Origin of the sequence: Sphingobacterium sp. UBA7038 (assembly GCF_002494055.1) — a bacterium.
GTDB classification, from domain to species: domain Bacteria; phylum Bacteroidota; class Bacteroidia; order Sphingobacteriales; family Sphingobacteriaceae; genus Sphingobacterium; species Sphingobacterium multivorum.
In genome coordinates, this window is sequence record NZ_DLAV01000016.1 from 284,963 (window position 1) to 311,881 (window position 26,919).

Below are 26,919 nucleotides of genomic sequence, written 5' to 3' on the forward strand. Positions count from 1 at the left end.
ATGTATTATTTATAAGCAGTCTACAACTGCGCGCCAAACTTAGATAAATTGCTTTTCAAATGCAAGCTAATTATAGTTAATATAAAAAAATCTGTCACACATTTCTGCGGTAGCCCAACTCGGCACCTCCACTTACAGGTAGATTTACCCCTGTAATAAAGCGCGCTTGGTTTGACAGCAGAAACACACAGGCATCAGCAATGACATCACCGTCAGGACAGTATCCAAGCAAATGAATATCCTTCAAAAAATCAAAAACCTGTGTCGGCTGTGGTTGCTCCAGTGTCCATTTGTTGAGCATGGGTGTCATAACAGCTGCAGGCATAACCGAATTGACACGTATGCCGACAGACGCATAGTCTATGGCCATCGATTTTGTCAACGCATTGATAGCCCCTTTTGTGGCAGCATATGCCGCATGGTTCCCCTGGCCTATTTCCCCTACCAAGCTACTCGTATTTAGAATACAACCGGCAGATTCCTTTAAATGGGGGTAGCCATACCGTGTAGTCAAAAGAACACTTTTCATGTTGGTATCCAGTAACCTTATCCATTCATCGTCCGTCGTTTCATGCAAAGGTTTTGATGGACTTGCCAAGCCAGCATTGTTATGGATTGCATCAAGCCGCCCAAAAACAGCAACGGTCTTTTGGATAGCTGATTCAACTTCCCTGGCCTGCGTGACATCCGCACAGATGCCCATATGTGGTGCCCCGATCAGTTCAGCTGTTTCATCCACAGATGCTTGATCGAGACCAACAAAGGCAACCTTTGCCCCCGCTTTGACATAGGCTTTTACACATTCCAAACCGATACCAGCACTTCCTCCGGTAACCAATATGATTTTATCTTCTAAGATTTTCACGTTCTATTATTCTTGTATTTAGCATCAAGTTCCAAAGCATTGGAACAAATTAAAAAATCAGTTGAAAATTACATATAAAATCACGACAATAGCGAGTAGCAATGTCGACAAAATGCGGTAACTCCCGATACCCGACCAGGCTTTACCCCAAAGTGGGTCCATGGGATTCTTCCAGTACAAATCCCGACTTTGCGCAGTGTGCTGTACGGGATACTTATAAGATAATAATACCTGAAGTACCATACAGATCAAAAACAGATAAAAAGCCATCATCATAAATGGAGTCTGGCCTATCCACGAGTCAGGCAGCAGCTTGTTCAGTAAAAATACGGCAACCCCCAAAACAGAACCTATCCACAAGGTAAGTTTTGCAGCTATTGCCGATGCCCCTTTCCAAAACACACCTAAAAGAAATACGCAGGTTATTGGTGGCGCAATGTGTGCTATCACATCATTTATGCCGTAGAAAATACTCTCATAGCGATCCAATAGTGGTAAAAGAGCCAAGGAAAATCCCATGGCAATAACTGCAGCAATTTTCCCAATACGAATCAACTGACCATCGGAAGCGGCAGGTTTCCGCTGTCTAAAGATATCGTAACTCACCATGGTCGATATCGAATTTAGCGCACCCGATATCTAGCTCATTAAACCCGACAGGAGCGCTGCGACCAAAACACCGATCAATCCGGAAGGCAAAAGTTGAGTAATCATAAGTGTATAGATACCTTTTGAATTGACCTGCCCTTGATGGTCCACGCCGAGACTGCTTAAATCCAATTGACCTGTTCTAAACAAGGTATACGCAAATAGGCCTGGAAGCACAAAAATAAAAACAGGCAAGATTTTTAGAAAACCACAGAAAAGAGCACCCACACGTCCATGGTTTTCATCTTTCGCCCCTAAAACACGCTGAACAATGGTCTGATCGGCACACCAGTACCAAATACCCAAAATCGGATAGCCAAACAAAACGGCATACCAAGGCATTCCACTTCCATCGTTACTCCCACGAAGCATGGAAAGACGATCAAGGGCATTGTCCTGTTCCAGTACAGCTTTCATTGGCGTCCAACCGCCCATCTTGTCAAAAGCCGCAAAACTGATAATGAAAGCCCCCGCAAGCAACACAATTGTCTGGATAGATTCCGTCACCACAACAGCACGCAATCCGCCCAAAATCGTATATATTCCAGTTATCACACAGATTACTGTAATACTTAAATACATATTAAATCCAAAAAGTGTGCGCAGCACAATCCCTCCGGCCAACATCGAAAAAGCGATATGAATAACAATTGCCGATAGTATAGAGATAAACGTAAGCCAATCTCTGCTGGCACGATCATAGCGCCGTTCCAGAAAGTCGGGCAAGGTGGCAACACCCGACTTGAGGTAAAATGGCACAAAAAAAAGCGCCAGTAAGATTAAAGTAAAGGCCGCCATCCATTCAAAGTTACCATTAAGCAACCCGGTATCGAATCCGCTCTGTGCCAAACTGACCAGATGGATTGTTGAAATATTGGTTGCAAAAAGCGCTAGTCCAATGGCTGGCCAACGAAGTGTCTTTCCAGCCAAAAAATACCCCTCTGCACTTGTTTCCTTGACTTTCTTAAATCGCACCGATCCTGCCAATACGCCGACAACTAAAATCAACAGTATATAAAAGATGGCGATACCTAAATCTAAATTTCCTAACATAATGTCAACTTATAACAAATCACAACTGCTTCCCACATCCATTGGGGTACGATAAACGCCATTCTCTATAGCCACTGGATGTACAAAATGAGACTTTAGATGCGGAATATGCTCCAAAAACAAAGCCTCATGCCCCAAGCTTATGTGGTTAAATAAAACCAGGTGCTGATGGAGCTGCCCCATATCCCCAACATGTGGTACAACAGGGATATTATATTTTCGACAAAGTAGACTCACGGATATAAACTCGCTTACGCCGCCAACGCGAACAGCATCGACCTGTACAAATCCCGTCGCACCCATTTGAAGATAATTTTTAAACAAAATGCGGTTCGGCACATGCTCACCCATGGCAACTTTTATCGGCGCAATGTGTTCGGCCAAGCGTTTATGACCAACAATGTCGTCCGGGTGTGTCGGCTCCTCTACCCAAAACGGGCTCATCTCTTTAAGCTCTTGACAGATGGATAGCGCCTGCGGCAGCGTCCATTGCTGATTCGCGTCGAGCATTACTTTAGCTTCATCACCAGCAACCTCACGCACGATATGCGCACGACGAATATCCCGCAAGGGATCTTCACTGCCCACTTTGAGTTTCATTGCGGAGAAGCCGTTTTCTAAAGCACGCTTACAATTCTCCCGTACCTTTTCATCAGAATAGTTAAACCAGCCTACTGACGTATCATAGCCCACATAGCCCTTTTCAATAATCCCCATTCTTTTATGACCTGTAGCCATATTTGACTCCAGTAAGCTGATGGCCTCCGCCTTTGTCAACTCATCTTCCAAATAGGAAAGATCCAGCGTATTGACAATCTCTGCGGCGCTGAGCTCGGTTAACAATTTCCAAAGTGGAACTCCTCTCGTTTTAGCCCAAAGATCAAAACAGGCATTTGTTACCGAAGCTAAGGCCAAATGAACAACCCCTTTATGTGGACCCAACCAACGATACTGCTGTTCATTGCTCAACCTATTAAACAATTGACCAAAATCTGCCATAAGATCCTCAATTGGAATCCCTTTCAGTCGTTCGGCATAAAAAGCTGCGGCACGACAGACCAGCTCGTTCCCTGCACCCAGTGTAAAAGCCAGACCTGTCCCAACGCGCCCCTTATCATCGGCCAATCGGGTCACTGCATAAGAATAGATCGGATCTTTGTGTATCGCATCACTGCCTGCACCTGTAGCCAAAGGAAATCTTCGATCCTGAATATCAAACGTCTTTATCATAAAATCTTAACGTGCTTATTTTTAGTATTTAGGTTAATCTATTTTGAATTATAACTTTAATTTCTCTTTTAATTTGCGTAAAATGTCAACATCCGAATCCTTTATGCGCCCCATTCGATTGGGACCAACGTTTAAGATCAGGATATTGTCTTGCGCAGTTGCGGTCTGATAAATCCCCGCAAGCTCTTCCAAAGACTTATACTTCTTGTCTGTCGTGTTATAGAACCAGCGTTCTCCAAGTACCACTGTTGTCTCAAAAGGCATATAGTAAGTGTTCCCCTGTGCCATAAAAAGCTTAGGGTCAGGATCGACCGGAAGATATGGGTCGCCTAGCCTAAAGTCACTTGGAAAATAACGTATTGGGTAATAATTCTGCTGGTCTTTCGGCAAAACAATGTGTTTGTCCGTATTCTCAGGCGATCCGATGCTCCAGTTTATACCAATTTGACATCCAGGAACCTTTTTCTTGATTAAATTATAGATCTCCTGCGTGGGCCATCGATAATTCTCTTTTTCCCAGCCTCCATCCAGCCAAAGCTCAACGATATCCGTATACTTTTTGGTCATATCCACCAGCTCATTGAGCTGGTTCAACATATATTGATTATAGGCTGCATCTGCAGACCTGTCTTTAACATTGGGGTTCTGCTTTCGGTCCCATAAAGAATAATACAAGCCGAGGCGCATTCCCTGTTTGGCGCATTCTTTAGCCAGCTCCAGTACAACATTTGTTGCGTTCGAAGAGTTCGCTACATCATAATCCGTATACTTGCTATCCCATAAACAAAAACCCTCGTGGTGTTTCGTTACCAAAATCATGTACTTCATCCCGGCTTCCTTTGCTGTCGAAACCCATTGTTTAACCTCAATTGCTGATGGAGCATATGTGCTGGCGGGTTTAGATCCGTCTGTCCACTCCTGATCATGAAATGTATTCATGCCAAAATGAACGAACATGCCATATTTTTGGTCAATCTGCGCCCGCTGATATGCATTGGGCCGTACCGATGGAACAGGTACAATAGCCTTTGTTTGAGCACCGACATGTATACCTAAAACAGCGAGTGCCAAACTAAATAATATTTTTTTTCTCATGGTTACATTCTATTGGTTATTACTGCGTTTATTAATTTTCTTTCTTTAGTCCGTATGGAATACCTCCGTCATACCAGACCAAATCTCCCCTTTCTCCTGTGCATCGGATAAGGGTTGCTGACAAGGATCCGTTTCCTTCCACCAGCGCTGTGTCTCTGGATCGGAAGCCATTTTTTGCATATCAAGCTTGATATTTTGTCCTGCATATTCAAAATAGCTGAAAAGAAAAAATTGACCATCTATCTCCTTCAAAAAAATAGAATAATTGCGGATATGACATGCCTTGATCTTTCGAAGTACTGAGGGCCAAACTTTGGCATGAAGCTTTTTATAATACGCTACTTTCTCGGCTTTCAATCCTGTTATGGATGCATAGCGAGTCACGGAGCGACTGCTCTCTGTAGACCGGAAGGCTGTTGTACAGAGTACGACCAAGACGATCACAAGGATGTAAGGATACAATTTAGGATACACAAGTTCTGCGTTATTGTATAATTATACGTAGTTGTATAGTACTACTAAATTACGCGCTTAGCAGGACGGAGACTACTGCTAGATTGCTCATTTCTCCCACTATATTAACAATTTTACACATGTTTACTTATTTTTAAGGCAAAATAGGCTATATTGCCTGTTCTTAATTTAAAAATAACCAAACACATGAAACCTGTTTTCGCCAAAATTTTGGAAGGTGCAGCTATCACAACTTTTGCGACCAAAGATGTGCAACGCCCATTCTTCTCAACCGAATTTCATTTTCATAGCGCCTGCCAGATGACCTATATTGTGGAAAGTGAGGGAAAGCGGATTATTGGCGACAATGTGAGTAACTTTGTTTCCGATGAACTTACTTTTGTAGGACCTGATCTGCCACATGTCTGGCACAATAACACTATAAATTGCGCAGGCTCTACTATTGCGGAGACAAGAACTTCCCGTTCTTTAGCCTTGTATATAGAACCTAAATTAATGATCCAACTTTTAGGGCATTTCTTTCAAACACACAAAGTCGAAACCTTCTTTTCAGTCTCCAAACGCGGTCTCCTATTCCGTGGCGCAACAAAGGAACAATTGAAGGTAAAGCTAAAAAAGATCGTACAGCTGGATTATGGCTTTGAAAAAACTATTTTGTTACTAGAGATTATCGAATTGATGTTATCGACAGATGAATTTGATTACATTTCCAGCGCTGGATACACCCACAACTATAGCCCTATTGACAATAGTAAAATTGACAGCATCTTTAAATTCGTATTTAACAACTATACCGGAGAAATTCAATTGGATCAAGTTGCGCAGCTCGCTAATATGTCAAAACACTCCTTTTGCCGTTATTTCAAATCCCGTACGCAGAAAACCTTCGTCCAATTTGTCAATGAGGTTCGCATCAGTGAATCCTGTAGATTGATTGTCGAAAACAAGCATCAAATCACACACATTGCTTATGCCTGTGGCTTCAACAGCCTTTCAAACTTCAATAAAATTTTCAAATCAATTAAAGGGATCACGCCAAGCCAATATAAGTCCCAGATATGTTAGAAAAGCGTCAAAACAAAGTTGCACTAATCAAAATTGACACGACCAAGATCTACACTAGCAGGACCATTCAAAAGCTTTCCATTCATTCCGAACCGTGAACCATGACAAGGACAGTCCCAGGACATTTCGGATGGGTTCCAGCTTACTGTACACCCCATATGCGGACAGACTGAGTTTACAGCATGCAACTCCCCTTCCATATCCCGACAAATAGCCAGTTTTCTGTCCCTATAGTGAACAATTTTACCTTCCGCTGGCTGTAAGCTTTCGACCTCCTTCAGCGTTTCAGCCGAAAATTTGTCCATGATAAAATGTTTTGCAGCATTGACACCTTCCGATAATACCTGCTGTGCGCTCGCACCAGGTTTGATGCGGCTTGGTGACAGCAGTTCAGCCAGCGGATTCTCCTTTCCTTCCAATAAGTCAGGGATCACAAGTGACGCCATTGATCCAAATGTCATTCCATTACCGCCATAACCGGTGGCTATATACACATTATTTTCATTTGGCATACTGCCGATAAAGGGTAAGCCATCGGCTGAATCATAATATTGCGACGACCAACTTGCAGTAAGTTCATCATAGTCGAAATGCTGATCAACCCAAAGTTTTAGGTCGGCAAAATGTTGCTCTGTTTGTTGGTCGTCGCCAGTTTTATGATCAAAACCACCCACGATAAGGTAATGTTCTTTATCAGATCGATGATACCTAAAATAGTGGTAGGGATCATACAGATCCGCAGCTTGTCCCAATGCTTCAGGTTCCCCATGAAGCTTTAACGTCAGGACGTAACTTCGATAAGGTGCCAGTAAAAAATTGAATCTGTTTTTGCCTGGTGGCACATGGGTAGCCCAAATGATATTCTTTGCCGTATAAACCTCTTTTCCACTCAGCTTCAATTTGACCCTTCCATCTTCATTGCTATAGGCTTCAATTCCTCGACCCGTCAATATTTCGCCGCCCTCACGACGATAGGCTTCGATCATGCCCGCAATATATCTAATGGGATGAAATTGTGCTTGTCCCTCAATGCATATTGCTTTTTCGAAAGGTATATCAAAAGGTATGGTTTCGACATAATGGGTAGGTAATCCCAATTGCTGATGGGCCGCGTAAATTTGCTCGAGCTGCTCGTTCTGTCCAGATTCTGCGCTAAAGAGAAAAAAGTCACATGTCGAATACGCACACTGTATGGAATATTTGGAAATGTTATCTTTTATATAATCTAAGACCTCAAGCGTCGCATTCAGAAGCAGTTGAGCGGGATCCTTTCCAAAATTTTCAATAATCTCATTGTAAGAAGCGTCATAAAAGTTATTGATATGGGCGGTGGTTCCTCCGGTTGTGCCAAACCCTGGATTCTCCTTGTCCAACAGTAGGCATTTTATGCCTCTATTCTGAAGTTCCTTGGCCAATGTTACACCAGTTATACCCGCCCCCACAACAATGGTATGGAAATCTAAAATGGCAGGGTCAGTCGAAAAATTTTCAATGTCAACATCCTGCCAAAAGCTCTTGTTCGTTCCGTCACGCTTCATAGTCATTATATTAAATTCAAAGAATCAGTCTTTGCTTTATTGCAAATACAACACGTCCAAGATAAGAACCATGCTATTCCACTTTCGTTTTAGCGGTTAAATACGTAAAAAAAAGAAGAAGTACGTCTTCCTTTGCGCCCCCAAACCAATGTATAAAATAGGCTGTTCCTTCATGAAATAACGAAGTGCTTCATTGCACCTTTAACACGATATACATTATGAAAATAAATGCGAAGGATTACGTCAACTCCATTTTACCGAGTTGGGTAAAAAATAAGAAAATAATTATTACTGGCGGCACCACCGGGATTGGCCGGGCGACCGCCCTACTTTTAGCCGCGATGGGTAACGATATTTTAATTTGCGGCCATCATCAAAACCAGTTGGACGATACGCTCCGTGATTTTAATCAATTGGAATGCACAGGTAAGATGGAAGGGATTGTAGTAGATCTGGCGACCGAAGAAGGCATACACATGCTCTTCAGGACATTTGACGAACAATATGATCGTTTGGATATTCTCATCAATAATGCGGCTATAGCCTTTCAGTCGGTTAAGGACGGAAGTTATTCGGATCAGGCCTACCTCCTTCGCACGAATGTGCTGGCCTATTTGGCTTGTACCCAAGCCGCGTTGTTACGGATGGAACCCCGCGGAACAGGACATATCCTCAATGTCGGATCAATGAGTGCAGATGTACGCGAAGCGCAGAGTTCTATCTATGTCTGCTCGAAAGGAGGTATTCAAGCATTTACAGAATCGTTACGGAAGGAAGCCAATCCCAAGGGTATCCAGGTGTCGCTTGTTGAACCTGGATCAGTTGGAACAGATATGCAACCTTTTTCACCGGAGGAGCAGCAGGAAAAAATTGATCATTTAGAAATGCTCTATGCCGAAGATATCGCGCGTACCATAGCTTATATCCTATCTCAACCACTACGCACTTCCATCGTGCATACACAGGTTAAACCTTTGAGACAAATCATATAAGTCATCTTCGATTTTATCAACAAGAAAACAAATCCACTTAGTTGAACGTCCTTAAAAAAATTTGTGTCATGAGAAAAAAGAAAAACTTGTTTGAACGATTCTCAAACTGGGCAACGCATGCCACCGGTAGTTCAGCCGCATTTATTATCGCAACTTCGACGGTGATCATCTGGGCCGTGAGCGGCCCCATATTCAATTATTCTGAAACCTGGCAACTGGTCATCAATACAGGTACGACCATTGTTACTTTTCTAATGGTATTTCTCATTCAAAAATCCCAAAACAAGGATTCCAAAGCAATCCACCTGAAACTCAATGAACTGATAGCGTCCCATGAAGGCACCAGCAACCGAATGGTCAATCTGGAAGACTTAAGTGAAGAGGAATTGGATCAGCTCGCTAAGTTTTATGCGCACGTGGCGAAGCTCGCTCTGGAAGAAAGGGATCTCACCTGCACACACTCTATAGATGCCGCAAAGGAAAACCATGATTATAAAGTAAAGGTTCAAAAAGAAAAACACAACCGCTCAGCAGACAAAAATCCGAACACGACGGACTAGTATTCAGCTTATTGATGACAAAAAAAATCCCCTTGAAGGGGATTTTTTTTGTCATGCTGTAATCGCTAATTTTTAGGGCTGTCCACCGCCGCCCGCGGCCCCATAAATTTGTCCGTTCGCATAACTTGCGTCTGCCGCAGCCAATTGCACATAGATTGAAGCAAGTTCGGCGGGTTGCCCCGGACGTCCCATGGGGGTATCACCTCCGAAATTCACCAGCTTTTCCTGCGTAGCACCACCACTCACCTGTAGTGCAGTCCAAATTGGACCGGGAGCCACGCCATTGACCCGTATGCCCTTTGGACCAAGCTGCTTGGCCAATGACCGAATATAGTTGGTGGTCGCAGCTTTTGTCTGTGCGTAGTCATACAAATCTTCCGAGGGGTCTGCGGCCTGTACCGATGTTGTACCGATAATTACAGCTCCAGGTTTAAAATGAGGCAAGGCTGCCTTAATAAGCCAGAAAGGTGCATAAATATTGGTTTTCATCGTGGCATCAAATTCCGCAGTGGTGATATCCAATATCGATGGTTTTGTCTGCTGCCGCGCCGCGTTGCTGACCAAAATATCCAGACCGCCGAGTTGAAGTACGGCGTCCTCAATCAGCCGAATACAAAACTCTTCTTTACGGAGATCTCCCGGAATAGCGACTGCCTTTCGGCCCGCCGCTTTTATCAAAGCGATGACTTCCTTCGCATCTTTCTCTTCCTCGGGCAAATAGTTGATGGCAACGTCGGCCCCTTCTCGTGCGTAAGCGATAGCTGCTGCACGTCCCATTCCCGAATCGCCCCCGGTGATCAATGCTTTGCGCCCTTGGAGCCTTCCTGATCCTTTATAACTATCCTCGCCATGATCCGGCCGGGGCTCCATTTCACTGCAGAGTCCAGGCCAGGGTTGAGACTGGCTCTTGAACGGCGGTTTTGGGTATTCTTTAACCGGATTGACCGGTCTGTCTTGGGTTTGGCCCGCTGAGCGATCGGGACTTCCAATGATACTCAATGCCAAGATTCCAGAACCAATTTTACCGATAGCAGCTCTTCTTCCCATATTATCTGAATACTTCATAGCTTTTTTCGTTTTTGGAAAAGGCCCAATGAAATTGAGCCTCTTATATTTATTCTACAGATGTGTTTTTACAAAAAATGCACGTTAATCATGTCCTTCAGTTTTCACAATCTTGTTATAGATGCCCAATAGAAGGAACGGTGCAGCCCATTGGCCTACAAATAGGGCGTTTTTATCGTTCGACATGCATTTTAATGCGGCAGATACACCCATCGCCAGCAATGCTGCGCCTAAAAATACGGTGGATGGTAGTTTAGAAGTTTGATCTTCTATCTTTTTGGTGATTTCACCTTCGTTTCCTGTATTTAATGCCATAACTTAAATTTTTGATTTTTTAATAGTGTTCACGCTAGGTCTATTGTACACTTATTCAGCTTTTGAATTGAGATTTGTATCGGCCAGCGCGCTAAGATCTTCATCACATTTCTTTTCTTCACCCAGTGTTTCAAGTAGTAATTTTAAGGCATCCTTATGTGTTAACACTTTCGCAAAAGCCGCCAATGTGCCATACGTGGCAATTTCGTAATGCTCCACCTTTTGGGCGGCAGCAATAATTGCTGCATCGCGGACAGATCCAGCTTCTGTTTCTTTCATAAGGCTTTCCGCCTCTTCAAGTAGCCCCGCCATAGCTTCGCATTTTTCGGCTTTTGCTTTCACTCCGATAAGCTCAAAACATTGCTCTAGGCGATCCACATGTGTTTCCGTTTCTGCCAGATGTTTAGAAATAGCAGATTTTAATTGTTCTGAACTTGCATTTTTCTCCATCTTAGGAAGTGCTTTCGTCAGCGCTTTTTCTGCCCAATAAATATCCTTTAATCCATCCTCAAATAATTCGGCTAGATCCTTCGCTGCCCCCGCTTCGGCAGGTACTTTTTTTCCTTCTGAATTAGCGTTTGAAGTTGCTGTGTTACCTGATTTTGTGTTTGTTTTACTTTTTTCTGCTGTTGCTGTTGTTGTTGCCATAATACTAAGTTTTTATGCTCAAACGAGCGGTTCGTCAAATAAACAGCTCTCAAACTCTTTTCGTTCGCCAGAACTGTGTAAATCCTGCAAATCACGCATATACCACATTTTATAAGTAAAAACACGTTTTTCAAAAATTTAAATGATAGCGAACAACAACGCTATAATTAACGTACAAATCATATGACAATGCGTACTAACACAGTTAACGATCTGGCAACAACAGTGGTTCATCAACAAACGATTATAAATTAAACGCAGTATGAATAAAAAATGTACAGTTCAGGATGTCCGTCCAGGTATGGCCATCCTCGCTTTAGCGATTGTAGCGCAATCAGGCCCCCAAAATCTACCGAACGATATTCCGGAAGAGCATGAAGAAGAACTACCGGAAAATACACCGGATCAGGAACCCGAAATTGATCAGGAAGATTTGGAAACGGATGAAGAATTAGACTTCGCAGTTGATGCAGAAGAACCTGAAATACCCCGACAGGATGATTTCGGTTTCGATGAGGAAATTGGTTCAGCAGGTGAAGATGAATTTCCAGAAGAAGATGAAAGAGATGAAAACGAGGGTGCTAATGATGCGGAAGGGCTGCCTACGCAACCGGTGACAACACCTTCTGATTTAGATGCAACACCCCTATAACGTGGACAAAAAAACAGAAGAACCCCGCTCTTTTTCCAGTGTCGGGGTTCATTGCACCCTATCCTATCTCAATAACTTTTTCTGAAAACCAAAACGGACAAGTCCCGCCGTATTCTTCGAACCGGTTTTTTCAATTAATTGCTGCCGATGGCCCTCCACGGTCCTTTTGCTCAAAAAAATTTGATCAGCTATTTCCGCATTTGTATGTCCTTCCGCAATCAATTCCAATACAGACAGTTCGCGTTCAGAGATGTCGTATCGTGCCATTATTGCTGTACGATCAATATCCAACTGTGCATACTTTGATAAGTTTCGGATCAAATCAATACTTAATGCTGCACTGATATATTGTTGCCCACGTTTTACCTGCTGAATTCCGAATAAAATCTCTTCTACATTGGAATCTTTCGATAAATAGCCATCAGCGCCAAGATTTAAAACCTCCTGAACAATCTGGATATTGTCTTCCATAGATAAAACAATGATTTTTATGGCTGGATAATGTTTTTTTACTTCTTGTATAAACTGAATGCCATCCATTACCTCCATATGGATATCAGTCAGGATGATGTCCGGTTTGGCTCCCTTGAGAAATTCCAGGGCTTTTTGACCATTCTCCATCCCCGCAATTACAGTTATATCTTCTTGCGCCTCTAATATTAATTGGAAACCGGATCGTACTAACGTATGGTCATCTACCAAAAGCAACTGTGTCATAGCTATCTGTTTTCTTTCTTTCGTTTAGTGATTGATTTTTGAACGAAACAGCTTTCAAGCCAAAAATGTTTTAAAAAAATAGCTCTTGGCAAATGCATACATAACATCAACGGAAAGATTTTGACCGCCGCCGCATTCTTTTTTCTGGAAAGGCGTGAGAGATGTCTCTGCTAGAGCATATAAATAATTGAAGTCGCGCTATTCCTCCACGAGGGAATTAGTACGATATGTTTGCGTAAGCACCACAATTTTTGCTTTAAATACGCAAAATAGGCTCTTTTCAAACGCTACCTTCCTCGCCGCTGTTCACTTGAAAACACAACGAAAGAAGAACATATGTTTACATCCATCATTATTGGCATCGTCTTTATTTTCTTAGCATCCTATATCGTCATCAATTATAGAAGAAAGGGAAATAATACGCGAAACAGAAAAAATCGTTAACATTTAAATAATAGTATCATGAAAATCATTTTAAAAACCCTGGGAATATTACTAGCCACCCTCGCCTGTATAGTTGTCGTTCAGGCGCAAGACAGTAATCCCGCTCAGCCACAGTCTGGAGATCTGGACTTTGCCAGCAAAGCCACGGCCAGCAACAATTTCGAACTTCAGGCGGCAAGCATTGCTCTTGCTAAATCGCAAAACCCAACGATCAAACAATATGCACAGATGATCACTGATGACCATACCGCTGCAGGAAATGAACTATCGACCATTGTAAAAAATAAAAATTGGCAGCTGCGTACGAGTGACGATCAAAATTATAAAGCCATGATCGACCAACTCAATAAGGCCGACACAGCCAATTTTGACCGCGTTTACACTGATCTGATGGTTAAGAGCCATCGAGATGCAATTTCACTTTTCAAAGATGCAAGCGCAGGCACAGCAATTACAGATGCTGACCTGAAGAAATTTGCCACCGATAAAATTCCGGCGTTCGAAAAGCACCTTGATCAGCTTAAAAATTGGCAACCTTCAGATCCTTCGATAAGTGACATGCCCATTACACCAAATGCGCCATCCCCAGCAATCAAGAATAAGGTACCAAAACCGACATTAAAATAACAACATATTTTTTCCAATCATTCACTCCGGAGGACAAAGCCATTACGGCTCTGTCCTTCGCTATTTCTTACATCACATGGAACAGACATTCGACTACATACACGAACTCCTTAATAGACAAATGGCGCTACGTGCCAAAATTGAAGAAAGCCCTATTGCAGGCGAAATAAAAATGAGCTATGGACGGGATTTTTATCAGGAAGAAGTGCGCTCCACGGGGCTAGCGATGATTCGCGACGGCTGGGATATGGAGGGCGAACAACTGATCCTCGATTTTGTGCATGAACACTATCCAATGCGGGTTAAAGATGAACTTACCTGGATTAATAAAATGATGCATTACCTAGCGGCTGTTACCGACACCTTTATCGATAATCTACATGCCGAGGGCTACCGTTTTTTACAGGGAAATGTAGACATGCCCAATGAACACGCGATATTCTACCCAGTCCATGAACTAGATGCATTCGGAAAATTATCCCAAGAACTCGGAATGAATACCATCGTAGATCTGAAAATATCAAATCAATTAGAACAGTTGCAAGGTTGGATCTATTATCGTTCGGGAAGTAACTAATTTTGTTTAAGCCGAGGTAACTTTTGAATCATGAAATACGGCTTCGGCTTTAACTTGCTCAAGAAACTTACTCCTAAACCATTCAATCTGTTGCACGTTCTGTAAACCTACCTGAATTGATACAACATAGGCATCCGCCGTAATATCCTTTGTTAAAATTTTCATGGGCAGGCTTCTGTCGATCTCCTTAAAGCTAGTAATGGTATCTTCCAACCACTTTTTCCACTCTTCGATGCTGCGTGCCGTAACGATGGTCAACTGAAGATTCAGACGGATATCCGATTCTTCAAACGTCCAGTTGACCAGGCGACCGGAAAGGAGATCTCCATTTGGTATAATAACTTGGGCCCCTTGGTCTGTTAATAAGGTGCTCGATCGGATACCCACCTGCATGACCTGCCCTTTTTTATCAGCAAGTTCCACATAATCCCCCACTTTAAACGGACGTTCAAATACCAAAATCACACCTGAAACAAAATTGTTGATAATATTCTGCAGGCCTAAACCTATCCCCACACTTAATGCACCGACAATGACGGTCAGCTTGTCAACTCCCAACCCCAGAATACGTATTCCTATGAGGAAGCCAACAATAAAAATGACAACACGTACGAGTGGTAATAAGGCTGTTCGGCGCTGATTTTTTTTCGCGTCGGGCTGATCAAGAAGGTCTTTTAAATTTTTTTGTATCCAATTTGCTGTCCATATGACTGCAAATGCTAAAACCACATCGCCATACGTATAATTAACACCACCAATGGTGTGGGTATTATTTAACAAGCGATCCCCAAGTCGACGAATTTCACTTGTGATATGCAAGGTGTTGGCCCAGATAATAATGACCAATATACCCGCAAATAGGCCAATAATACGACGGAGTGCGGCAAGTATCTTCTGCTTATCAAAGCGATTTATAAAACGGTCTTCTTTCGAATTTTCATAAGAGTTGAGTAAATCATGAGACAGCATGTCGCGGAATGCATGCAGGGAGAATGCTTGCAATAGCCCTACAGCTCCAGCGATACTGCATGTACGGGCCAGATTTAGAAAACCAAACAGATTAAATATAATGGCGGCCATACTGATAATTAGCAGTAACCATCGTGAAAAGGGGCGCAGATAATCAAAAGGTATTTTTCCGTCGACCTTCCGCCCGAGGTGCCAAAGCAGGCAAATACCCGATAAATTGATCAACATGACAATAATTCGCAACATCCAACCTGTATCCAGCACTAGATTGCTGGCAAGTACCAATAGATAATAAAAAAATACATACTGCATCATCTTCAGATGCTGATTGGATAACTCCGAGCGAATCAAAAGATATAGAAAGCCGAAAATAAGCAGATAGCTCAATTCGAGCACGATCACGGGGATTCTAAGGGAAGTCAGTGGCAGGAGAATAAGGAAAAAGATCGCAAACTTGAGGACAGGAATCCACCACGGTTGATTGCGATGTAAGGGCAATGTCTCTTCGGCCCCTATGGCACGTCTGCGCATCTGATAAAGCCAATAAAAATAAATAAGGCTCAGTAGGATAAGGAGGAAACGACCATCCCAGGCACTATCGTAGTAACGCTGCGATAGTCCATCCTGCTCCAGGTTCTTTTGTATTATACTTTTCCAGTGATACCAAAAGGTTCCTTCTTGCGCTGCCTGAGTCACATTCTGCTGCTGCTCGGCCTTGTCGCCAAGGTCTTGCATGTCCAACAGGAGCGATTCAATATCACGTTCTAGTGTTGCGGCACTATCTTGCACCGCCCGCCATGAGTTGGCCGTGGAGTCCTGGGGCACCGTTTGCTTGCGCAACACCGTAACTTTTCCCTGTAGATCATGCACAGCGGGTTTAACCAGGCTGATATACTGCTGTACTTGACTGGGCACGAGCCGACCATCATCCGGCCGCTGCCAGGCGACTCCTCGCTTTACACTGTCCAATCCAGTATAATAACGATCAACCTGCTCACGCCATTGTTCCAAAAAGTTTCTAGCCGAGGCCAGTGGATTACTCGGCAACGAATCAAGAATACTGACCGAATCCGTCGATCGCTCAACGGAATCGGCCTTTTGTGCGTGCACCGTATAAAAAAATAGGCTAAGCTGGATGACCAAGCTTAGCCTTAGCATGGCGCAAATTATTGGGCCCATAATCTTTTACGTTTTAAATTTGTCTTTATGTTTAATCGGGTTTAGCCGGAGAAGGCTGCCGCTGCAAAGAATCGGTGCTGTCCCGGCCAAGCGAGTCATTTATACCAACACCAACCTGCCCATCATCGGGTGTATTGGAGGAATCATAGCTACCGTTTGCCTGATTGCCTTTATTGCTGCTATTGCCGCATCCCCATAGTCCAAGGATTGCCAATATCAATAAACTAATCTTTTTCATATGTTTTGAGTTTAAGTATGAAATTATTCGAAAAGTGAACAGTGCAAAAAAAACAATGGTTCTCTTTAGTTCGCATTTAAGTAAAAATATCTCCCTATCGTAGAAGTACGCAACAGGTCAAACGTCGACAAACGCGTGTTCATGTTACTCAATGCTGCCTGTTCAATCCTCAGCTTTAGTTCGATCCAAATTGTCCAATGGTACAGCTTCCTGTGCGGTCCCAGCCTTATTTTTAGTCGTATCTTTTCCACGGCTACGGTGAATATTGTCTAATGGTAGACCATTCTGGTTGACTGTTGTATCTACTTTCTGTTCCTTTTCGCTACTTTTGGTTCTATTATCGCAAGATGTTGCTGCCACAGCTGCGAATGCGATGGCCAAATACAAATATTTAATCATAGTTTTTAACTTTTATTATTATTCGTTACCCCTTCCCCGTTTCGCTATGTGGAGCATCAACGGGCTTTGATTCAGGTGATCCTTTTTGACGTAGGAAAATGGTGAATACAACAATGGCCAAAACAGACAAAAATTCACTTTGCCAGTTCTGGAAAGTTTCAAACCAAAATTGAGGCATAATGAGGTACGTCCATGCGTCATCTACCGGTAAACCTTCAAGCCGCTGTTCGGTGTTGTGCTGTCTCCAGCTTCCATAAAAGTGCATAACCCAACTCCCCAAAAAAAGTAGCGCAAAGCAAATGAATAGCGATGAACTATATAATTTCAACAGCCAGCCACCTTTTCTAACAGGATAAGGGGTATTCGGGCCGGGCTGCGGTTCACGGTCTACCTCTACTTTTTCCCCTATTTTTTTTGATTCAGCAGAGCCCCATTGGCGTAATCCCACCGTCAGAATCACATACATCGCCATCTGCAGAAATTCACTCTCAAAATTTTCAAAAGTTGCGGATGTAAAATGTCCTGTGCCCAAATAATTAACGATATCCAGCGGTGCCTGATTGGCCTCCAGCAACTCTTCATTATGTACTTTCCAACCCGTAAAACATTGCATGCCTAGGGAAAAGACAAAAAGCGCTGCAAACACCAGGCTTAGGCCATTACGATAAAAAAAAGAATAATTTTTCTTGTTTTCCATAGCAAGATTTATTTTATTATTAAGTACATATAACTTCAATAAAAACTTAACTATTAAGTATTCATGCCTTTTCCTTGAGTATAAAACTTATTCGCCCATTCGGCTCCATCAAAGCCATATCCACTTCATCGAGGTGCTTACTATTTGTCTCTAACCGCAAGCTCGTCAGTAGATCAGTACGGCTTACCCCCAACCGGTCCATTTTATCCCATTGGATTTTACCGTTCTTGTATAAAACAGCGGGCTTACCTTTTACCATATTACCCAAATAGGGAAGCCTGGCCGATACCTGGGCTAGGATTTTATTGACAATAATCATCACGAAGCCGGCAAACACGGTTGACAGGAATGGCGAAGCGCCAACTATTCCCCGCGCTAATACCGCACCTAGCATAATAATGATGACGAAATCTACTCCAGACTTTCGGCCGAGAATTCGAATTCCGCCCAATCGAACCAAAAAAAGTGCGATGATAAACATCATAAACGCACGCGCCCCCATTTGTATCATCGTCAGGTCTTCACCAGAGCCAAAAAAACTGTCCATATTTTTATACCGTTTAGATCGTTGTTATACGCCCATCTTCATCATGAAGCAATGTGCTCTTTATTTATTTCAAAATAGCCTACTTTATCTCAGAACATCGGTAGGAGCCTTCCCTGTTCCCTCATTTTTCAAATTGAGTACTTTTACCTATTCAACAGGCGGATAATACGTTTTCATCGACAGTCAACAAACTACTGCATTTAATTGACTGTCTTTAAGAAAAGCAAACGATATGATTCATTTAGATAATCCACCTGAAGATTGTCTCGCCTTCTTTCAGGATACATTGCGGCTGCTCCAGGATAGCGGAGCTCAATTTATGGTGGGCGGTGGTTTAGCCATGTTTCACTACACGGGGATCATACGGCCTATTAAGGATATGGATATCTTTTGCAAAAGCAGCGAATACCCAAAAATTCTTAAACATCTTGCCGCTAATGGTTATGAGACCGAATTGACAGATGTGCGATGGCTCGCCAAGATTTACAAAGACCCCTATTTCATTGATATTATTTTCGATAGTGTTAATCACAATTGCACTGTTGAGCAGGATTGGTTTGACAGAGCACCTGAAGGTACTCTTTTTGATGCTGATGTACGTTATGTACCAGCAGAAGAGCTAGTATGGTGTAAGCTATATGTACAAAACAGAGAGCGGCATGACAGCGCTGATATTAACCATATTTGGCTAAAATATGGAAAAAGTTTGGACTGGAACCATTTACTAATGCGAATGGATCAACATTGGCACCTCTTGTTGGCTCAAATGCTCATCTTTCAGTTTACTTATCCGCATGACTATCGCGATATTCTCCCAAAAGACTTATTTGATGAGCTCATTAAACGCGCAGCGGATCAATATGAATTGCCTCCTTGTTTGGAGAAAGTTTGTCTGGGACCCTTGATAGATCAAACGCAATATGAAATTGATATTAAAGAATGGGATTATAAGTCATACACAATAAAAACTGTCTAATATGAACAAGAAGACAACCATAGCCGCATTGGGCGATATACATATGAATGCAAACCAGCACGGAAAATGGAAAACCAAATTTGAGGAGATTTCGGAAAAGGCTAAAGTCCTTTTACTTTGCGGTGATCTAACGGATACGGGGGATGAAGAAGAAGCAGAATTACTTGTTGCTGAACTCCAATCCATTAAGGTTCCAGTCATCGCCGTACTGGGAAATCACGACTATGAGAAAGGACGACAAAAGCAGATCCGCCAAATTTTGACAGACAGTAAAATTACGGTCTTGGATGGTGAAGCTATCGTGATCGAAAATATTGGTTTTGCTGGCGTAAAGGGCTTTGGCGGTGGTTTTGACCGTTATATGTTATCCATGTTTGGTGAAGATGCCATGAAAAGTTTTGTGCAGGAAGCTGTAAACGAATCGTTGCTTTTAGATCGAGCTTTGGCGCGCCTCGAACAAGAACATGCAGACATAAAAAAAGTTGCCTTAATGCATTACGCGCCCATTGCTGAAACCGTTTTAGGTGAGCCCGAGCAAATTTATCCTTTTTTAGGGTCAACGCATTTAATGGAACCTTTGCAACGGCGTAAAGTAAGTGCTGCCTTCCACGGGCATGCGCATGCCGGAAAATTCAAGGCCCTGTCCCCTTCTGGAATACCGATTTACAATGTGGCAGTGCCCGTTTTAATGGCCCAGCATGGAAGTGAAGCCGGCTTTGCATTCATTGATATTTAGCATTATTTTTTACTCGTCCGAAATTGCGTTATCTGATGCATTGGTTTTTCGTTTAACAATCTGCTTGAGTTGGGTATGAAGCGTGATAATATTCCCCACAAGTAGGCTTTCTTTCAATCCGGCACGAAAACGTTTTTTCATAATACGTTTGACAAGCTGTGGACTTACTTCGCCATTTTCCTGTACCTTTCCAAGCCAACGAAGCGATATAAATGCCAGAAGTGCGGCAATAAGGAATAGAAAATTCCATTCATGCAGATAGATCAGTTTGGCGATAGTCTGGAGGTTGGGACTTTTCCAGGAGATGCTAATCTGAAGCTCGCGAGTTGCAAAATAATCAACTAACAATCCTCCTAAAATAGGTCCCAAGGCTGTAAAAAACGAAGCGACCATATTTTTTACAGTGATATAGACAATTGCATCTGTCTTGGGAGCGAGTTTCAGGCCAATGTTTGTGAGGGCGAGATTAATGCCTCCAGTGGAGATTCCCGTCATGATATGCAGAAATAGGAGTAAAAGTAAATTGGGCAATGCACGCGAATAGATTCCGACAAATATCCATAATAAAATGCAACAAATGTAAATGGGTGCTGTGAGGTAGATAATACTTTTGTTACTATAACGATCCGAAAGGTTTCCCCATAAGCGTAGGCCCAGGACACTAGCTATCTGACTGAAAACAGTAAGCAGGATGACTATTTTCATCGAAAGCCCCAATGTTTTTAACATAAAGACCGTAAAAAAGGGTATCGCTAAATTAATCGCCAACAACCAAGCCGCATTGAAGATCAATAAATTTTTAAAATTTTTATTTTTAAGCGGCTGTAGCAACAAACTTCCCAAATGTCCCCCAGACATCTGTTGTTTGGGCTCTTTGGCCTGTACCAAAAAAAAGGCACCAACTGCTCCTATAGCCCCTGCGATTAAAAAGTATATGCCGTAGAGCTTTGGTAGTTGCATAACGGCATGATTGGTATAATAGTCAACTAACGCTGCGACAATGATGCTAACTGTAATATTCGTCAATTGCATGATGCCCGTGCGCTTGGAAAAATAAGTACCCAAACGTTCCTCAGGAACGAGGTCTTTAATCCAGGAATTCCAGCCTGCGCCACCTATCGCGCTGAGAAGGTAATGGATGAACATAAAACTGAGCAAGGTCGTAAAAGAGAAATCGACTTCCCGCCACATTAAAAGCCCAACCAGGACCAAAGGCATTTTTGCAAGAAATACAGCGAATACGGTTATTACTTTCCGATTCGGGTAAATCTGCATGACGAGAATGGTCAACAGCTGGGCAAGATTACATAAGGTTGGAAAGGCCGCCAACAGTCCCAGCTGAAAGTTACTTGCTCCCATCAACAAACCTGCTCCGACCAAAATAACACCGCTGCTCAAACAGACAACAACCTCTGAACATACACCGTCTATGATGACCATTCGGAGGCTTTTGTCAATATCTTGTGTTTCGAGATGATGTACCGGTCTGAGATCCATAGCCTTTTCTCATGTAACAGCTGCTCCAGGATGTTAGTTCCCTTAAAATGAATTAATGAGCTTAATACGTTCGGCGAAGTACTTCCAACATACAATTGGGTATTAGTCCATCCAACCAAGTCGTTACCACAGCCGTTCATTAAGCAAAGGTTAAAAGCGCGTTTCCTTCTGCGAAATTGAATCGCTAAAAACGGCGTTTTTCCATTGTTGAAATTAAAAATTGTTTATGACACACAAACCACGCGTATTAACATGGCATATCCATGGATCGTACTTGTATTATTTATCCCAAGGTGACTATATCTTATATATTCCATATACGCCCGAAAGAGGACCTCGCTATGGCGGACGGGGAACAACCTTCCCTTTTGGCGACAATGTGATTGAAGTTCCTGCCGGCGAAGTGCGTAATCTCGACCTAGATCTTATCCTTTTTCAATGCGATGAAAATTACTTGGAAGATCAATATCTGATCCTGTCTGAAGTGCAGCAACAGTTACCTCGTATCTATATTGAACACGACCCGCCATGGCAGCATCCCTGTGATGAAGTTCATCCAGTCACCAATCCAGCCGTTACACTGGTGCATGTGACACACTTCAACCAGTTAATGTGGAAGGCAAATATTCCGGATGTACGTGTCATCACACATGGTGTAGATACACACGATGTCGCTTACAATGGTCGATTGGAAAAAGGGATTGTCGTTATCAACAACCTTCCCTCCCGTGGACGCATGCTAGGTAGCGATATTTTCAAGTATGTACAAAAGCAGGTACCATTAGATCTCATCGGAATGGGTAACGAACCCTATGGGCTTCGTGAAGTGCTCCATCCGCGCCTACCCGAATTTATTAAAGACTATCGTTTCTTTTTCAATCCAATACGGTACACAAGTTTGGGCTTAGCAATCTGCGAAGCTATGATGGTGGGTCTTCCCATCGTTGGATTGGCTACCACAGAGCTTTCTACCATTATTGAAAATGAAAAAACAGGCTATATCGGCTTAGAGATCGAAGAGCTCATCGCTAAAATGAAAATGCTGCTGAATAATCCCCAACATGCACAGCAGCTCAGTGTAAACGCACAGCAGAAAGCAAAAGAGCTTTTCGACATAGTTCGATTTGGACAACAATGGGAGAATTTAATTAATGAAAAAATTCATCAATATATACTATCATGAAAAAAAGAATAGCTTTTATTAGTGATCATGCCTCACCCTTAGCGACCCTCGGAGGTAAAGACAGCGGCGGCCAAAACGTTTATGTTGCCGAGGTTGCCATGCAGCTCGCTTTGATGGGTAATCAAATAGACATCTATACGCGATGTGAGCATCCAAGCCGAGAAGGGGTCGTCCTCTGGAAACCAAATATAAGGGTCATTCATATTGTCGCAGGCCCCAAAGATATACTCCCAAAGGAAGAGCTTTATGGACATATCGATGAATTTACCGCCCATACAATCGAATTTATGACCGCTAACCAGCTGAGCTACCAGTTGGTACATGCGCATTTTTGGCTGTCGGGTATGGTGGCCATGGAAATCAAGAAACAACTGCATATCCCCTTTGTTATTACTTTTCATGCCCTAGGTGCGGTGCGCCGCTTACACCAGGGGGGCTCAGACAAATTTCCGAAAATTCGTGAAAAAATTGAGAAAGATATCATTTGGGCAGCCGAACGCGTCATTGCCGAATGCCCAAACGATCTGAAGGACTTGATTCAACATTATCAGGCGCCACAGGATAAAATAGAAATTATTCCCTGTGGTTTTAATCCGGCTGATTTTCATCCAACAGACCGCACCGAAGCAAAGGAAAAGCTTGGACTTGATTCCGCGTACACCTACATTTTGCAACTTGGTCGCATGGTGAAACGAAAGGGAATAGACAATGTGATCGAAGCCTTTTCCCATGCGCACCATGCGCTGCCCGAATTGCGGCTATTGGTCGTTGGTGGAAATCTGGCGACAGCGGAAGACCGCGCAGAATTTGATCGTCTGCATCATCTGTGTATCGAGTTAAAAGTGGAAGATAAGGTCATTTTCACGGGACAACAGCGTCGTGATCTGCTTAGGTACTATTATGCTGCAAGTGAGCTTTTTATCACCACGCCGTGGTATGAACCATTCGGGATTACTCCGCTGGAATCCATGGCCTGTGGTACGCCCGTAATTGGTGCCGATGTGGGCGGTATATCGTTTACGGTAAGGCATGAAGAAACCGGCCTTTTGGTAGCGGCACAACAGCCACAACAATTGTCTGCTGCGATTGTTGACCTGATAAATAACGACCGTAAACGATTGAAATTTTCTGTTAATTCTCTACGCCATGTTAAATCCTTTACGTGGAAAGTGGTCAGCGAAAGTATTGCGCAGCTTTATGCACAATGTTTGCCTCAGGATGCCGAAAAAGAAACAATTACGCAGATCAGGCAAAGCTTTTTGGGTTCCTCAAAGACTTTCGAAAAAGCGGCAGAATCTTTGGCGCTTGGCATAGCCAGGCTGTCGTCCAAAATGGTCTCTGTATTGCATGAAGGTAAAAAAATCATGATCTGCGGCAATGGTGGTAGTGCCGCGGAGAGCCAGCATTTCGCTGCCGAGCTCGTGGGTCGATTTGAAATACCACAGCGTCCCGGCTATCCGGTGATCTCGCTTAACGCTGATGTGGCGGTTCTCACCGCATGGGCAAACGACTTTGGCTACGAAAGCGTATTTGCAAGACAGGTACAGGCACTTGGGCAACCAGGAGATATGCTGATCTGTTTAAGTACAAGTGGCAACTCGCCCAATATCCTAAACGCATTGAAAGAAGCCAGTAAAGCTGGGGTGATTTGTGCAAATTTGCTGGGAAAAGATGGTGGCGAGGCCACGCAATTCGGAGATCATAATCTCATAGTTCCTTCCGATCACACGGCCCGTATTCAGGAAGTACAGCTACATATTATTCACCAGCTCTGCGCACTGGTGGAACAGCGGATGGCAAATCTGAGTAGGAAAAATGAACACTTCGTTATACATAATAAATTGATCGCATCATGATGGAGAGCGCTGTATTTCTGGATAAGGATGGAACGCTGATTAAGGATGTTCCCTACAACGTTGATCCCGCACGCATCGTTTGTTATTCCGACATTTTTGAGCCTCTAAGAGGGTTACAAAAAAGGGGCTATAAGCTCATTGTTATCAGCAATCAGTCGGGTATTGCCCGACGTTATTTTACAGCTGAAGATTTGGATATCGCTTTTTCAGCATTGCACGAACTACTCCGCTACGAGCACATCCAATTAGACGGTATCTACTATTGTCCACATGGCGATGTCATGGACGAACCGCAATGCTCCTGCCGTAAGCCTTTACCCGGAATGCTCTATCGGGCTGCCAAGGAGCTGAACATAGATTTAAAAAAATCCTGGATGATCGGCGATATCCTAAGTGATGTCGGCGCCGGCCGTGCGGCAGGCTGCAGGACCATATTGGTAGACCGAAGCCAGGAAGAAAGGAAACAGGAGCGAATTTCTGATCCTAAATATACACCAGATTTCATCGTAGATGATTTTTACGGATTGGCGCAACTTATCAACTCAGAAAAAGTAGATTATGAAAGATATAGCATTAAATAAACTTGTCGAAAATGGTTTTGACAATCCAAGGGTCCTTGTTTTGGGAGACTGTATGCTGGATATTTATCTAGATGGGGAATGCAAGCGGCTTGCTCCCGATGTCGCCGTACCCGTGCTCGATGTCCAATCCGTAGAACATTGCCTTGGCGGAGCCGGGAATGTGATCACGAACCTCAGCAATATGGGGGCCGTCGTGTCGGTCGTTAGTCTGTTGGGCGACGATAGCAGTGGACAGACAATAGCACGCAGTGTGCAGCGACAGGGAATTGACACGGGTGGCCTGCTCTATAATAAAAATTGTCAGACACTAACAAAAACACGATTACGTAGAGATGGACACTGTCTGCTTCGTTATGATATTGGTCAGAAGTATCATTTTAGTGCAGCGCTGGCCAACCAATATCTGACAGCGGTAAAAAAAGCCCTTCAACATGTCGACATTGTTTTTATTGCAGATTATGGAAAAGGTAACATCACGGATGAGCTCATTGTGCTGCTCGCCGAAGAACAGCAGGTTGAGCCCAAAATTATTGCCATAGACAGCAAAGATTACGACAAGTATGCATGCCTAAATCCCGACTTAATTAAGCCCAATTATGACGAAGCAAGAAAAATCCTGAGCCAGGAAGAAGAGGACGACCGCCTAACACAAGCATCGAAATGGCCCGAAAGCCTAGCTGCCTTGTCTCAGGCGAACTGGGTGGCACTTACCCTTGATAAGGATGGTGTTATCCTCTTTAAAAAAGGTGGTTCAGCAAAGCACTACCGGGTTCCTGCTTTAAAAGAAGGTAATTTCTCCGGCGCTGGCGACACCTTTCTGACCGTGCTTTGCTTGGCTTACTATAATAAACTTGATGCGGATATTGCGATGGCACTGAGTATAAAGGCAGCACAGATCGGTATACAAAAAAATGGTACAGCACATTGTAGCTGCACGGAATTAGCCCAGCGCCTTACGAACAAAGATGATAAATTAATTACCGACCTGAATCATCTTGAAGCACTATGCGATGGACTTCGGAAAGAAAATAAACTCGTATTCACCAACGGTTGTTTCGATATTTTCCATGCCGGCCATGCCCATTACCTCGGTGCAGCTAAGGCACAGGGTGATATTTTGATTGTCGGCATCAATACAGACGAGAGCATCAGACGTTTAAAAGGAGCAACAAGACCTGTCAATTCGCTTGACGATCGAATTGAAGTATTGCGGGCGCTTGGAGCTGTAGATTATATTGTACCGTTTGGTGATGAATTATCGGACAACCCTATCCCGATCATCGAAAAGGTTAAACCGCATATCTTTGTAAAAGGTGAAGCATACCAAAATAAAGAACTGGCCGAACAAGGGCTACTGCAAATACTAGGGACACAACTCGTATTTATTCCGCATGTCCATCAGCAGTCGACTACTAAAATCATTCAGCGGGTGCAGGAAAAGGACAATCAACTGTTAAAGAAAATCAGCTAAAATGGGGACTTGGAAAGATTGTAAA

Annotated in this window: 27 protein-coding genes and 1 pseudogene; 12 read left to right on the forward strand and 16 right to left on the reverse strand. The window is 43.2% G+C overall.

The features are described from left to right. Positions 1–94: 94 nt before the first annotated feature. From B3H30_RS11910 to B3H30_RS11930, 5 genes and pseudogenes are all read right to left on the reverse strand, one after another. On the reverse strand, positions 95–865 hold the full coding sequence (locus B3H30_RS11910) for an SDR family NAD(P)-dependent oxidoreductase (RefSeq protein WP_070564353.1): 771 nt from the start codon (positions 863–865) through the stop codon (positions 95–97). A gap of 57 nt (positions 866–922) precedes the next feature. Further along, positions 923–2,566, reverse strand: a pseudogene (locus B3H30_RS11915) (sodium:solute symporter). 9 nt (positions 2,567–2,575) lie between these two features. After that, positions 2,576–3,796 carry an enolase C-terminal domain-like protein gene (locus B3H30_RS11920; protein ID WP_070564356.1) on the reverse strand — a complete coding sequence of 407 codons (1,221 nt, stop codon included), beginning with the start codon at positions 3,794–3,796 and terminating at the stop codon, positions 2,576–2,578. 48 nt (positions 3,797–3,844) lie between these two features. After that, positions 3,845–4,891: an alpha-L-fucosidase gene (locus B3H30_RS11925; RefSeq protein WP_070564359.1), complete on the reverse strand. Its 1,047-nt coding sequence runs from the start codon at positions 4,889–4,891 to the stop codon at positions 3,845–3,847. Between the two features lie 45 nt (positions 4,892–4,936). Then, positions 4,937–5,365 carry an L-rhamnose mutarotase gene (locus B3H30_RS11930; protein ID WP_254667683.1) on the reverse strand — a complete coding sequence of 143 codons (429 nt, stop codon included), beginning with the start codon at positions 5,363–5,365 and terminating at the stop codon, positions 4,937–4,939. 186 nt (positions 5,366–5,551) lie between these two features. Between B3H30_RS11930 and B3H30_RS11935 the strand changes: the two genes are divergently transcribed. Then, on the forward strand, positions 5,552–6,430 hold the full coding sequence (locus B3H30_RS11935; RefSeq protein ID WP_070564362.1) for an AraC family transcriptional regulator: 879 nt from the start codon (positions 5,552–5,554) through the stop codon (positions 6,428–6,430). Positions 6,431–6,453: 23 nt separating this feature from the next. Here B3H30_RS11935 and B3H30_RS11940 read toward each other — a convergent pair whose 3' ends face one another. After that, positions 6,454–7,974, reverse strand: coding sequence for an FAD-dependent oxidoreductase (locus B3H30_RS11940; RefSeq protein ID WP_286834120.1), 1,521 nt, complete (start codon positions 7,972–7,974; stop codon positions 6,454–6,456). Positions 7,975–8,186: 212 nt separating this feature from the next. Between B3H30_RS11940 and B3H30_RS11945 the strand changes: the two genes are divergently transcribed. Together B3H30_RS11945 and B3H30_RS11950 are read left to right on the forward strand one after the other, a co-directional pair. Then, on the forward strand, positions 8,187–8,960 hold the full coding sequence (locus tag B3H30_RS11945) for an SDR family oxidoreductase (protein WP_070564368.1): 774 nt from the start codon (positions 8,187–8,189) through the stop codon (positions 8,958–8,960). 68 nt (positions 8,961–9,028) lie between these two features. Beyond that, positions 9,029–9,520 (forward strand): low affinity iron permease family protein, encoded by a 492-nt coding sequence (locus B3H30_RS11950; protein ID WP_070564371.1) that lies wholly within the window; start codon positions 9,029–9,031, stop codon positions 9,518–9,520. A gap of 72 nt (positions 9,521–9,592) precedes the next feature. On the opposite strand, the gene B3H30_RS11955 is transcribed toward B3H30_RS11950, so the two are convergent. The 3 genes from B3H30_RS11955 to B3H30_RS11965 all read right to left on the reverse strand — a co-directional run bounded on the left by B3H30_RS11955 (position 9,593) and on the right by B3H30_RS11965 (position 11,548). Continuing rightward, positions 9,593–10,585 (reverse strand): SDR family oxidoreductase, encoded by a 993-nt coding sequence (locus tag B3H30_RS11955; protein ID WP_083295868.1) that lies wholly within the window; start codon positions 10,583–10,585, stop codon positions 9,593–9,595. Positions 10,586–10,669: 84 nt separating this feature from the next. Further along, a complete protein-coding gene (locus tag B3H30_RS11960) occupies positions 10,670–10,900 on the reverse strand; it encodes a hypothetical protein (RefSeq protein WP_046676326.1) in 231 nt (76 codons plus the stop codon). A gap of 51 nt (positions 10,901–10,951) precedes the next feature. Beyond that, the gene (locus B3H30_RS11965; RefSeq protein WP_070564375.1) at positions 10,952–11,548 is read right to left on the reverse strand and encodes a ferritin-like domain-containing protein; all 597 of its coding nucleotides are present in this window, start codon (positions 11,546–11,548) and stop codon (positions 10,952–10,954) included. Positions 11,549–11,810: 262 nt separating this feature from the next. On the opposite strand from B3H30_RS11965, the gene B3H30_RS11970 reads away from it, so the two are divergent. After that, positions 11,811–12,200 (forward strand): hypothetical protein, encoded by a 390-nt coding sequence (locus tag B3H30_RS11970; RefSeq protein ID WP_112374752.1) that lies wholly within the window; start codon positions 11,811–11,813, stop codon positions 12,198–12,200. A 63-nt stretch (positions 12,201–12,263) separates the two neighbouring features. Here the strand turns inward: B3H30_RS11970 and B3H30_RS11975 are convergent, their stop codons facing one another. Next, positions 12,264–12,917, reverse strand: a complete 654-nt coding sequence (locus tag B3H30_RS11975; protein ID WP_046676323.1) for a response regulator transcription factor — start codon at positions 12,915–12,917, stop codon at positions 12,264–12,266. A 462-nt stretch (positions 12,918–13,379) separates the two neighbouring features. Here B3H30_RS11975 and B3H30_RS11980 point away from each other — a divergent pair, with 462 nt between their 5' ends. Together B3H30_RS11980 and B3H30_RS11985 are read left to right on the forward strand one after the other, a co-directional pair. Beyond that, entirely contained in the window at positions 13,380–13,988 is a 609-nt protein-coding gene (locus B3H30_RS11980; protein WP_070564381.1) for a DUF4142 domain-containing protein, read from the forward strand. A 76-nt stretch (positions 13,989–14,064) separates the two neighbouring features. After that, a complete protein-coding gene (locus B3H30_RS11985; RefSeq protein WP_070564384.1) occupies positions 14,065–14,565 on the forward strand; it encodes a hypothetical protein in 501 nt (166 codons plus the stop codon). A 6-nt stretch (positions 14,566–14,571) separates the two neighbouring features. On the opposite strand, the gene B3H30_RS11990 is transcribed toward B3H30_RS11985, so the two are convergent. From B3H30_RS11990 to B3H30_RS12010, 5 genes are all read right to left on the reverse strand, one after another. Continuing rightward, complete coding sequence (locus B3H30_RS11990) at positions 14,572–16,713, reverse strand: mechanosensitive ion channel family protein (protein ID WP_083295869.1); 2,142 nt, start codon at positions 16,711–16,713, stop codon at positions 14,572–14,574. 31 nt (positions 16,714–16,744) lie between these two features. After that, entirely contained in the window at positions 16,745–16,951 is a 207-nt protein-coding gene (locus tag B3H30_RS11995; RefSeq protein ID WP_046676320.1) for a hypothetical protein, read from the reverse strand. Between the two features lie 162 nt (positions 16,952–17,113). Beyond that, positions 17,114–17,350, reverse strand: a complete 237-nt coding sequence (locus tag B3H30_RS12000) for a hypothetical protein (protein ID WP_070564390.1) — start codon at positions 17,348–17,350, stop codon at positions 17,114–17,116. A gap of 25 nt (positions 17,351–17,375) precedes the next feature. After that, positions 17,376–18,047, reverse strand: a complete 672-nt coding sequence (locus B3H30_RS12005; RefSeq protein WP_070564393.1) for a DUF6766 family protein — start codon at positions 18,045–18,047, stop codon at positions 17,376–17,378. Positions 18,048–18,108: 61 nt separating this feature from the next. Beyond that, entirely contained in the window at positions 18,109–18,594 is a 486-nt protein-coding gene (locus tag B3H30_RS12010) for a DUF421 domain-containing protein (RefSeq protein ID WP_070564396.1), read from the reverse strand. Positions 18,595–18,826: 232 nt separating this feature from the next. Here B3H30_RS12010 and B3H30_RS12015 point away from each other — a divergent pair, with 232 nt between their 5' ends. Beyond that, positions 18,827–19,570, forward strand: a complete 744-nt coding sequence (locus tag B3H30_RS12015) for a nucleotidyltransferase domain-containing protein (RefSeq protein ID WP_070564399.1) — start codon at positions 18,827–18,829, stop codon at positions 19,568–19,570. Between the two features lies 1 nt (position 19,571). Beyond that, on the forward strand, positions 19,572–20,306 hold the full coding sequence (locus B3H30_RS12020) for a metallophosphoesterase family protein (protein ID WP_070564402.1): 735 nt from the start codon (positions 19,572–19,574) through the stop codon (positions 20,304–20,306). Positions 20,307–20,315: 9 nt separating this feature from the next. On the opposite strand, the gene B3H30_RS12025 is transcribed toward B3H30_RS12020, so the two are convergent. After that, positions 20,316–21,803 (reverse strand): MFS transporter, encoded by a 1,488-nt coding sequence (locus B3H30_RS12025; RefSeq protein ID WP_201639227.1) that lies wholly within the window; start codon positions 21,801–21,803, stop codon positions 20,316–20,318. Positions 21,804–22,029: 226 nt separating this feature from the next. On the opposite strand from B3H30_RS12025, the gene B3H30_RS12030 reads away from it, so the two are divergent. The 4 genes from B3H30_RS12030 to B3H30_RS12045 all read left to right on the forward strand — a co-directional run bounded on the left by B3H30_RS12030 (position 22,030) and on the right by B3H30_RS12045 (position 26,894). Further along, the gene (locus tag B3H30_RS12030; protein ID WP_070564408.1) at positions 22,030–22,986 is read left to right on the forward strand and encodes a glycosyltransferase; all 957 of its coding nucleotides are present in this window, start codon (positions 22,030–22,032) and stop codon (positions 22,984–22,986) included. Positions 22,987–23,084: 98 nt separating this feature from the next. Continuing rightward, positions 23,085–24,842, forward strand: coding sequence for a glycosyltransferase (locus tag B3H30_RS12035; protein WP_376746118.1), 1,758 nt, complete (start codon positions 23,085–23,087; stop codon positions 24,840–24,842). Continuing rightward, the gene (locus tag B3H30_RS12040; protein ID WP_070564412.1) at positions 24,839–25,423 is read left to right on the forward strand and encodes a D-glycero-alpha-D-manno-heptose-1,7-bisphosphate 7-phosphatase; all 585 of its coding nucleotides are present in this window, start codon (positions 24,839–24,841) and stop codon (positions 25,421–25,423) included. Before B3H30_RS12035 ends, B3H30_RS12040 begins: the two co-directional genes overlap by 4 nt. Further along, entirely contained in the window at positions 25,401–26,894 is a 1,494-nt protein-coding gene (locus tag B3H30_RS12045) for a PfkB family carbohydrate kinase (protein WP_070564416.1), read from the forward strand. Before B3H30_RS12040 ends, B3H30_RS12045 begins: the two co-directional genes overlap by 23 nt. The last annotated feature ends 25 nt before the right edge of the window (positions 26,895–26,919 follow it).

What these genes read in the sequence shown, in the direction of transcription:
- B3H30_RS11920 (WP_070564356.1), bottom strand. Translation starts at nt 3,796, where the DNA reads ATGATAAAGACGTTTGATATTCAGGATCGAAGATTTCCTTTGGCTACA.
- B3H30_RS11925 (WP_070564359.1), bottom strand. Translation starts at nt 4,891, where the DNA reads ATGAGAAAAAAAATATTATTTAGTTTGGCACTCGCTGTTTTAGGTATA.
- B3H30_RS11935 (WP_070564362.1), top strand. Translation starts at nt 5,552, where the DNA reads ATGAAACCTGTTTTCGCCAAAATTTTGGAAGGTGCAGCTATCACAACT.
- B3H30_RS11940 (WP_286834120.1), bottom strand. Translation starts at nt 7,974, where the DNA reads ATGACTATGAAGCGTGACGGAACGAACAAGAGCTTTTGGCAGGATGTT.
- B3H30_RS11945 (WP_070564368.1), top strand. Translation starts at nt 8,187, where the DNA reads ATGAAAATAAATGCGAAGGATTACGTCAACTCCATTTTACCGAGTTGG.
- B3H30_RS11950 (WP_070564371.1), top strand. Translation starts at nt 9,029, where the DNA reads ATGAGAAAAAAGAAAAACTTGTTTGAACGATTCTCAAACTGGGCAACG.
- B3H30_RS11955 (WP_083295868.1), bottom strand. Translation starts at nt 10,585, where the DNA reads ATGAAGTATTCAGATAATATGGGAAGAAGAGCTGCTATCGGTAAAATT.
- B3H30_RS11960 (WP_046676326.1), bottom strand. Translation starts at nt 10,900, where the DNA reads ATGGCATTAAATACAGGAAACGAAGGTGAAATCACCAAAAAGATAGAA.
- B3H30_RS11965 (WP_070564375.1), bottom strand. Translation starts at nt 11,548, where the DNA reads ATGGCAACAACAACAGCAACAGCAGAAAAAAGTAAAACAAACACAAAA.
- B3H30_RS11970 (WP_112374752.1), top strand. Translation starts at nt 11,811, where the DNA reads ATGAATAAAAAATGTACAGTTCAGGATGTCCGTCCAGGTATGGCCATC.
- B3H30_RS11975 (WP_046676323.1), bottom strand. Translation starts at nt 12,917, where the DNA reads ATGACACAGTTGCTTTTGGTAGATGACCATACGTTAGTACGATCCGGT.
- B3H30_RS11980 (WP_070564381.1), top strand. Translation starts at nt 13,380, where the DNA reads ATGAAAATCATTTTAAAAACCCTGGGAATATTACTAGCCACCCTCGCC.
- B3H30_RS11985 (WP_070564384.1), top strand. Translation starts at nt 14,065, where the DNA reads ATGGAACAGACATTCGACTACATACACGAACTCCTTAATAGACAAATG.
- B3H30_RS11990 (WP_083295869.1), bottom strand. Translation starts at nt 16,713, where the DNA reads ATGGGCCCAATAATTTGCGCCATGCTAAGGCTAAGCTTGGTCATCCAG.
- B3H30_RS11995 (WP_046676320.1), bottom strand. Translation starts at nt 16,951, where the DNA reads ATGAAAAAGATTAGTTTATTGATATTGGCAATCCTTGGACTATGGGGA.
- B3H30_RS12000 (WP_070564390.1), bottom strand. Translation starts at nt 17,350, where the DNA reads ATGATTAAATATTTGTATTTGGCCATCGCATTCGCAGCTGTGGCAGCA.
- B3H30_RS12005 (WP_070564393.1), bottom strand. Translation starts at nt 18,047, where the DNA reads ATGGAAAACAAGAAAAATTATTCTTTTTTTTATCGTAATGGCCTAAGC.
- B3H30_RS12010 (WP_070564396.1), bottom strand. Translation starts at nt 18,594, where the DNA reads ATGGACAGTTTTTTTGGCTCTGGTGAAGACCTGACGATGATACAAATG.
- B3H30_RS12015 (WP_070564399.1), top strand. Translation starts at nt 18,827, where the DNA reads ATGATTCATTTAGATAATCCACCTGAAGATTGTCTCGCCTTCTTTCAG.
- B3H30_RS12020 (WP_070564402.1), top strand. Translation starts at nt 19,572, where the DNA reads ATGAACAAGAAGACAACCATAGCCGCATTGGGCGATATACATATGAAT.
- B3H30_RS12025 (WP_201639227.1), bottom strand. Translation starts at nt 21,803, where the DNA reads ATGGATCTCAGACCGGTACATCATCTCGAAACACAAGATATTGACAAA.
- B3H30_RS12030 (WP_070564408.1), top strand. Translation starts at nt 22,030, where the DNA reads ATGACACACAAACCACGCGTATTAACATGGCATATCCATGGATCGTAC.
- B3H30_RS12035 (WP_376746118.1), top strand. Translation starts at nt 23,085, where the DNA reads ATGCAGCTCGCTTTGATGGGTAATCAAATAGACATCTATACGCGATGT.
- B3H30_RS12040 (WP_070564412.1), top strand. Translation starts at nt 24,839, where the DNA reads ATGATGGAGAGCGCTGTATTTCTGGATAAGGATGGAACGCTGATTAAG.
- B3H30_RS12045 (WP_070564416.1), top strand. Translation starts at nt 25,401, where the DNA reads ATGAAAGATATAGCATTAAATAAACTTGTCGAAAATGGTTTTGACAAT.